Raw genomic sequence first — 6684 nt, forward strand, 5'->3', positions numbered from 1 at the left:
TATCTAGTTTATATTTTTAATAATATATTTTTTATATTAAGAGAATATAATTAATATTTCACTTAATTCGCATCCGGTTATGCACTGCCTGACTCAATGTATGACTATCGACATACTCCAGTTCTCCGCCTTGAGGCACCCCTTGAGCGATACGCGTCATTTGCACCGGTAAATGTTTACTGGCTTCAACCAGATAATGTGCGGTTGCTTGTCCTTCAACAGTCGCATTGGTAGCCAGAATCACTTCCTTGATCTGTCCCTGACTTAAGCGTTGCAGTAAATAGGGAATACCGATTTCTTCAGGCCCGATTCCATCTAGAGGTGACAGATGGCCGCCCAGAACATGATATTTACCGCGGAAACTGCCGCTTTGCTCAATTGCCATGACATCTGCCGGTGATTCCACGACACAAAGCAGTTCATCATCACGCTCAAGTGAGGTACAGATATTACAGACTTCATCTTCTGTCAATGAATGGCAGATCGAGCATTCATGAATGTGATCGGTTGCTTCAGTTAAGGCATGTGCCAGACCGATCGCCCCTTCACGATTTTTCATGATTAAATGCAAAGCCATACGCTGGGCCGATTTCGGCCCAACGCTTGGCAAAATGCGTAATGCTTGAACCAGTTGATCAAAACGATCACTAAACATTGCGCATACTTCCTTAGAATAAACCAGCCAGACCAGGTGGTAAGCCCATACCTGAGTTTGCAGATTTCATTTTCTCTTCAGAGATCGCTTCTGCTTGACGCGCTGCATCATTCATCGCTGCTGCAATCAGATCTTCGATCATATCTGGATCGTCCTGTAACAGTTCAGGATTGATTTCGATACGTTTCACCACATTGCGGCAAGTCATGGTAACTTTCACCAGACCGCCACCAGCCTCAGCATGCACTTCAGTTTGCGCAAGCTCTTCTTTGGCTTTTTTCATGTTGTTTTCGACTTCTTTTTGCATGCGCTGTGCTTGCTGCATCAACATATTAATGTTCATAAAGATCTCCGAACATATATTTATAAAATTAGATTAGATCTAAACCGCGTTTAATGTCGCGAATAATATCATCAATCTCTTCCAAACCAACAGAAACGCGAATTAAACCTTCACGAATACCCGCTGCTGCTTTGGCTTCTGGAGACAATTTACCATGCGTGGTTGTTGCCGGATGAGTAATGGTTGATTTCACATCACCCAGGTTACCGGTGATTGAAATGAACTGGGTATTGTCAATCACTTTCCAGGCACCTTCACGACCGCCTTTCACTTCGAAAGATACGATACCACCGAAACCGGTTTGTTGTTTTGCAGCCAGTTCATGACCGATATGCTCAGGCAAACCTGCATAGTAAACTTTTTCTACTTTCGGATGTGCATTTAAGAATTCTGCCAGTTTTTGTGCATTGGCAGAATGTTCACGCATACGTAAACGTAAAGTTTCTAGACCTTTCAGGAATACCCAGGCATTGAACGGGCTCATAGAAGGACCAGTGGTACGTACATAACCGAAGATTTCTTCAAGCAGTTTGTGGTTACCTACTACAGCGCCACCGAGTGCACGGCCTTGGCCATCCAGATATTTAGTCGCAGAATATACGACTAAGTCTGCACCAAATTTGAGTGGTTGTTGTAACACTGGTGTACAGAAGCTGTTGTCAATCGCGAGCAATGCATCATTGGCATGCGCAATATCTGCCAAAGCCTGAATATCTGCCACTTCAGCCAATGGGTTTGACGGAGATTCAACAAAGAGTAATTTGGTTTCTGGCTTGATGGCATTTTTCCATGCATCCAGATCAGTCAAGTCGACAAACTCAACTGCGACACCAAATTTAGCCACGTATTTTTCAAATAAAGAAACTGTTGAACCAAATACGGCGCGTGAACAGATGACATGATCACCTGCTTTCAGGTAAGCCATCACCACAGCCATAATTGCAGCCATACCAGAGCTGGTCGCAACAGCGCGTTCTGCGCCTTCTAAAGCAGCCAGACGCTTTTCAAACATGGCAACAGTTGGATTGGTAAAGCGAGAGTAAATATTACCCGGCTCCTGGCCTGAAAATTTTGCTGCAGCTTCAGCCGCATTTTCATAAACAAATGACGATGTTAGAAAAATCGGTTCACCATGCTCACCCTCAAAGCTGCGGGTGTGACCGGTACGGATGGCTAAAGTTTCTAATTGATAGTTAAAATCGTCTTGCTGGCTCATCACTTTACTTCAGCCCAAAGGCTGCCTTTTGTAAAAAATTGCCAACATTTTGAGCGTCTAAGCTATTTCAGGTCAAGGCATAATAAGCAATTATTGCTTAGACTTCGACCAATTCTCCTTTGTATACGGATAAATTATTTACATGATTCAGTTAAAACAAAATATTCAACGTCAGAAGAAAAAATTAAAACACCTGAATGCACGGTTATTTAACTCGTCTTCCCTGATTCTTTCGCAAAAAACGCCCTTTGAATATATTGCTGCGACTGAGTTCTGCAAAATTCGCTATTATGCAGCACCTGAAAAAAAGTACCGTGAGCCCTTAGTCTTTGTTGCCCCTCTTGCGATCAATATGGATATTTATGATCTGTATCCTTACCGTTCACTAGTCAAGCATTTTCAGCATAGCGGTTTTGATGTCTATTTAGTGGAATGGAAACGTTTCCGTTATAAACACCGTCACTTGAATTTCCTGTCTTTTATCGACGGCGCGATTCCTCAGGCTATTGAACGAATCTGCTCGCATTCAGGCAGTCAGTTTATTTCCTTGCATGGCTGGAGTATGGCTGGAATTTTTGTCACGCTTTATACTGCGCTACATTCCCCTGAACATGTTAAAAACCTGATTGTACTGGGTAGCCCGATTGACAGTTATGCATCCGGTCGCGTTGGCAAGCTTTTTAGCACCACCAACAAGCTCATTTCCAAAAATAAAACACTGCAACAGGCGATTCATCAAGGATTGATTCCTAAGGAATATATTCATTCGCCCGGCATCATCAATGCCTTGGGATTTAAGCTGCTTGATCCGATTGGCTGGTTTAAAAGCCAGAAGCAGTTTTTGATGAACCTGGAAAATGTTGAAGATGTCTATGAACATGCCACTATGGGCAATTTTTTGAACAAGATGATTGATTATCCGGGTGGAATCAATCAGGACATGGTGCTGCACTTATGGCTGCAAAATCCTTTAAAAAATGGCTCGATGACTTTAAACGGCCGAACGATTGACCTAAAAAATATTAACTGTTCCTTACTGGTCGGGGCTGGGAAAACCGATCAGATTGTTACGGAACAGTCAGCTAAACCTTTGATGGAATTGACAAGTAGTACCGATAAGACGTTTACTCTTATCCCGGGTGGTCATCTTGGACTGATGTCCAATCAGAAAACAGCCAATACATTCTGGCCGAAATTGACCACCTGGCTGGCACAACGCTCAACCCGGATAGATGCTTAATTCCGGAAGAGCCGGCATTTTTCAGGTATTTATTATTTTATTCAGAGGGTATGACATGATTCAGTCAGTGGCATTTATTGGTTTAGGCGCAATGGGTTATCGCATGGCAGCGCATTTACCCAAGCATTTTGAGACAGTTTATGTCTGGAACCGTACTTTTGCCAAGGCTGAAGAACATGCTGCTGAATATGGCACCCAAGCTGTCGCTTTAGAACAGGCAGTTCAGGCAGATATTATTTTTTCCTGCCTGCCGACCAGTGCCGATGTTGAAGCATTAGTCCAAGGCCTCAGCCTTAAAGCTGGCAGTATCTGGGTAGACTGTACCAGCGGTGTTCCTGACGCTGCCCGACGCTTAGAAGAAGCACTGGCTGAACAGGGTGTGATTTTCCTGGATGCGCCTGTGAGTGGCCAGACCATTGGTGCGGAAAATGGCACATTGACTGTGATGGTCGGCGGTAATGCGGAAGGCTTTGCAAAAGCCCTGCCAGCAATGCAGGCTTTTGGCAAATTGATCAAGCATGTGGGCACATCAGGTGCTGGCTTTGCGGTAAAAGCGGTAAATAATATGTTACTGGCTGTAAACCTGTGTGCGGCTGCAGAAGGCTTTACTACACTGAAAGCGCACGGTGTTGACCTGAATGAAGCATTGGATTGTATCAATGCATCAAGCGGCAAAAGCAATGTGACTGAAACCGTTTTACCACAGCGTGTTTTGAACCGTAGCTTCCCTGTTACCTTTGCCCTACCTCTCTTGGCCAAAGATACCGGTATTGCACTTGATCTTGCGCGTGATGCCAAACTGGCAGTGCCACTTCTTGCTTTAGGTCAAAGTCTAGTGCAAGCCGCTAGCAATCTGTCGGATAAAAATAGTGACTTTTCCAGTGCTGTAAAAATGTATGAATCATGGAGTAATATTACCATTGAGTAATATCTCGCCATTGAATAATAATAAACAAACCTAATATTGTGACTATAGACTAGCCACATGCAGTGATACCTGAGGAAACTCTTATGAATAAGTTATTTGTTGTAGCACTCGTCGGTTCTGCAACTTTGTTTGGGGCTTCAACATCGGTTCTTGCATCTGAACAGGAATGCAAGAAATTGAAAAATGACCATGATGTCATTTATGCATCAAAAGGTTTCTGTTTCAAGGATCCTGAAGCAAAAGCAAAGTTTAATGACAATTGCTACACAACCAAGCCAAAATTTTCAGAAAAAGAGCAGCAACGTCTTGACGCGATCAAAGAACGTCAGAAAGAATTGAACTGTAAATAATACAATTCAATTCTGCTCAAGGAATGCACTTATGACTTACGATGACCAAAATATTTTTGCACGAATTCTGCGTGGTGAACTTCCAGCAATTAAAGTGTATGAAGATGACCGAGTTCTTGCATTTATGGACATCATGCCACAGGCCGATGGTCATACTCTGGTCATTCCTAAAACACCTGCAATTACCCTGCTTGACCTGGATCCTGAAGTTGCAGCCTATACCATTCAGGTGGTGCAAAAAATTGCCAAAGCGATTGAAAAAGGTTTAGGTGTAGATGGCATTGTACTGATGCAACTCTCTGGCGCTGCGGCGGGTCAGACTGTTCCGCATGTCCATTTCCATCTGGTACCTACTTCTTTGCACAACCTCGGCAAACATGCTGCACAAATGGGCGATCAGGAAAAAATCAAGCAACTGGCAGAGAAAATTAAAGCTGCTCTTTAATTCATTCTTCATCCTTAAAAATGGAGCTTCGGCTCCATTTTTTATGTCTGATGTATTTCACCTTGAATTAAGCCACTAAAATATTAATAAAAGTCACCCAGCCTATTTTTAGGTTTTACAGCAAACACCGAGCCTAGTTGTATTTGTATCAATCCTGCTTATCCCACTCACAATTCTATAAAAAATAAGACAATGATTGTCTTTAATATTTCTGAAATATTTCCTTAATCATATTGACTTATTTGTAATGAATACTTGGCACCAATAGAGCAGTAGATGTTTCAAAACAATACTGAAACTTGTTTTTAAGACGATGAATAAAAAAGTCTTTATTGGAGCAACACATGAAAAAAACGTTATCTGCATTAGCAATCGGGGCAACAATTTTAACACCAGTAATGGCAGCTGCTGCTGATGTTAAAGTGTATGGTCGTGCACACGTTTCTTTAGATTATCTGGATGATGGCCAGGATTATAACGAAGTAGGTCTTTCTTCAAACTCTTCACGCCTAGGCTTTAAAGCTGAACAAAAATTAGAAAATGGTATGACCGTATTTGGTCAAATCGAACAGGAAATTAACTTTGCAAGTGGTTCTGCAAACGATGATGTTGAATTTGCAACTCGTGATACTTTTGTTGGTTTAAAAGGTGATTTCGGTCAAGCGCGTATCGGCCGTTTTGACAGTCCATTCAAAGTAGCACGTGGCCCGGTCAACTTCTTTGGTGATATGGTTGGTGACGTTCGTAACGTCACGCGTGTAGGCAACCTGCGTTTTGATGAACGTAATGCCAATACAATTGAATATAAATCACCAAAATTCGGCAACGGATTTAATGTTCTGGGTGCACTTTCCCTACATGAAGCCAACAGCCCGGATGCATCTAAGGATGGTGAAAAAGATAAAGATAAGGCTTATGACCTCGCTTTAACCTATAAAGAAGGTAAAGTTGATTTCGCCGCTGCATATGAACACTATGAAGAAGAAGCTGCCCGTGGTGAGCGCGATGGTTTCCGTATCGCAGGTGCTTACAAAATCACACCTGAATTCAACTTGGGTGGTTTATACCAATTCCTTCAACACGATAATTCTGAAGCAAACCCAGATGCACAAGTATTTGGTATAGCCGGTGAGTATAAATTTGCACCAAAAACCTCATTCCGTGGTGAAGTATTCCACCGAGATGTGGATGCCGATGATGCGAATGCAACTTTACTGACAATCGGACTTGAGCACCGTTTAGATCCAACAGTTCGCGTTTATGGCAACATAGCAACTGTATTAAATGATGAAAACTCAAACCTTACCCCTTGGGCACAAGCTCGTACCAATACTGTAGGTGGCGTACGCGGTGAAGACAGTCTAGGTCTTTCTCTAGGTATGCGTTACGACTTCTAAAACCTCCCCAATTTCATATTAGAAGAGAGCCTGCCTGATGCGGGTTCTTTTTTATTTTTTAATTAATCCTGACTATTTTAATTAGAATAAAAACCGAATAAAAACCCCAG

At 42.5% G+C, this 6684-nt stretch carries 8 protein-coding genes; 5 read left to right on the plus strand and 3 right to left on the minus strand.

All coding sequences use genetic code 11. The features are described 5' to 3' along the window. Positions 1 to 58 precede the first annotated feature (58 nt). From recR to B4J23_RS10840, 3 genes are read right to left on the minus strand one after another with little or no spacing between them, the layout of a single operon-like run. On the minus strand, positions 59 to 655 hold the full coding sequence (gene recR / locus B4J23_RS10830) for a recombination mediator RecR (RefSeq protein ID WP_125279141.1): 597 nt from the start codon (positions 653 to 655) through the stop codon (positions 59 to 61). A 13-nt stretch (positions 656 to 668) separates the two neighbouring features. Then, positions 669 to 998, minus strand: a complete 330-nt coding sequence (locus B4J23_RS10835) for a YbaB/EbfC family nucleoid-associated protein (RefSeq protein WP_125279140.1) — start codon at positions 996 to 998, stop codon at positions 669 to 671. A gap of 28 nt (positions 999 to 1026) precedes the next feature. Beyond that, positions 1027 to 2214 (minus strand): O-succinylhomoserine sulfhydrylase, encoded by a 1188-nt coding sequence (locus B4J23_RS10840; RefSeq protein ID WP_291360585.1) that lies wholly within the window; start codon positions 2212 to 2214, stop codon positions 1027 to 1029. Between the two features lie 142 nt (positions 2215 to 2356). Between B4J23_RS10840 and B4J23_RS10845 the strand changes: the two genes are divergently transcribed. The 5 genes from B4J23_RS10845 (at position 2357) to B4J23_RS10865 (ending at position 6574) form a co-directional block, all read left to right on the plus strand. Beyond that, positions 2357 to 3454, plus strand: coding sequence for an alpha/beta fold hydrolase (locus tag B4J23_RS10845; protein ID WP_034171075.1), 1098 nt, complete (start codon positions 2357 to 2359; stop codon positions 3452 to 3454). Between the two features lie 55 nt (positions 3455 to 3509). Next, positions 3510 to 4382, plus strand: a complete 873-nt coding sequence (locus B4J23_RS10850) for an NAD(P)-dependent oxidoreductase (RefSeq protein ID WP_291360588.1) — start codon at positions 3510 to 3512, stop codon at positions 4380 to 4382. A gap of 83 nt (positions 4383 to 4465) precedes the next feature. Continuing rightward, positions 4466 to 4732: a YARHG domain-containing protein gene (locus B4J23_RS10855; protein WP_004783731.1), complete on the plus strand. Its 267-nt coding sequence runs from the start codon at positions 4466 to 4468 to the stop codon at positions 4730 to 4732. A 31-nt stretch (positions 4733 to 4763) separates the two neighbouring features. Continuing rightward, positions 4764 to 5177 carry an HIT family protein gene (locus B4J23_RS10860; protein ID WP_159124443.1) on the plus strand — a complete coding sequence of 138 codons (414 nt, stop codon included), beginning with the start codon at positions 4764 to 4766 and terminating at the stop codon, positions 5175 to 5177. 344 nt (positions 5178 to 5521) lie between these two features. Further along, entirely contained in the window at positions 5522 to 6574 is a 1053-nt protein-coding gene (locus tag B4J23_RS10865) for a porin (RefSeq protein WP_291360591.1), read from the plus strand. The last annotated feature ends 110 nt before the right edge of the window (positions 6575 to 6684 follow it).

It is taken from the genome of Acinetobacter sp. UBA3025 (assembly GCF_002367915.1).
Classification (GTDB): domain Bacteria; phylum Pseudomonadota; class Gammaproteobacteria; order Pseudomonadales; family Moraxellaceae; genus Acinetobacter.

Coding starts and splice junctions, on each gene's coding strand:
- B4J23_RS10865 (WP_291360591.1), top strand. CDS start 5,522: ATGAAAAAAACGTTATCTGCATTAGCAATCGGGGCAACAATTTTAACA.
- B4J23_RS10855 (WP_004783731.1), top strand. CDS start 4,466: ATGAATAAGTTATTTGTTGTAGCACTCGTCGGTTCTGCAACTTTGTTT.
- recR (WP_125279141.1), bottom strand. CDS start 655: ATGTTTAGTGATCGTTTTGATCAACTGGTTCAAGCATTACGCATTTTG.
- B4J23_RS10835 (WP_125279140.1), bottom strand. CDS start 998: ATGAACATTAATATGTTGATGCAGCAAGCACAGCGCATGCAAAAAGAA.
- B4J23_RS10845 (WP_034171075.1), top strand. CDS start 2,357: ATGATTCAGTTAAAACAAAATATTCAACGTCAGAAGAAAAAATTAAAA.
- B4J23_RS10860 (WP_159124443.1), top strand. CDS start 4,764: ATGACTTACGATGACCAAAATATTTTTGCACGAATTCTGCGTGGTGAA.
- B4J23_RS10840 (WP_291360585.1), bottom strand. CDS start 2,214: ATGAGCCAGCAAGACGATTTTAACTATCAATTAGAAACTTTAGCCATC.
- B4J23_RS10850 (WP_291360588.1), top strand. CDS start 3,510: ATGATTCAGTCAGTGGCATTTATTGGTTTAGGCGCAATGGGTTATCGC.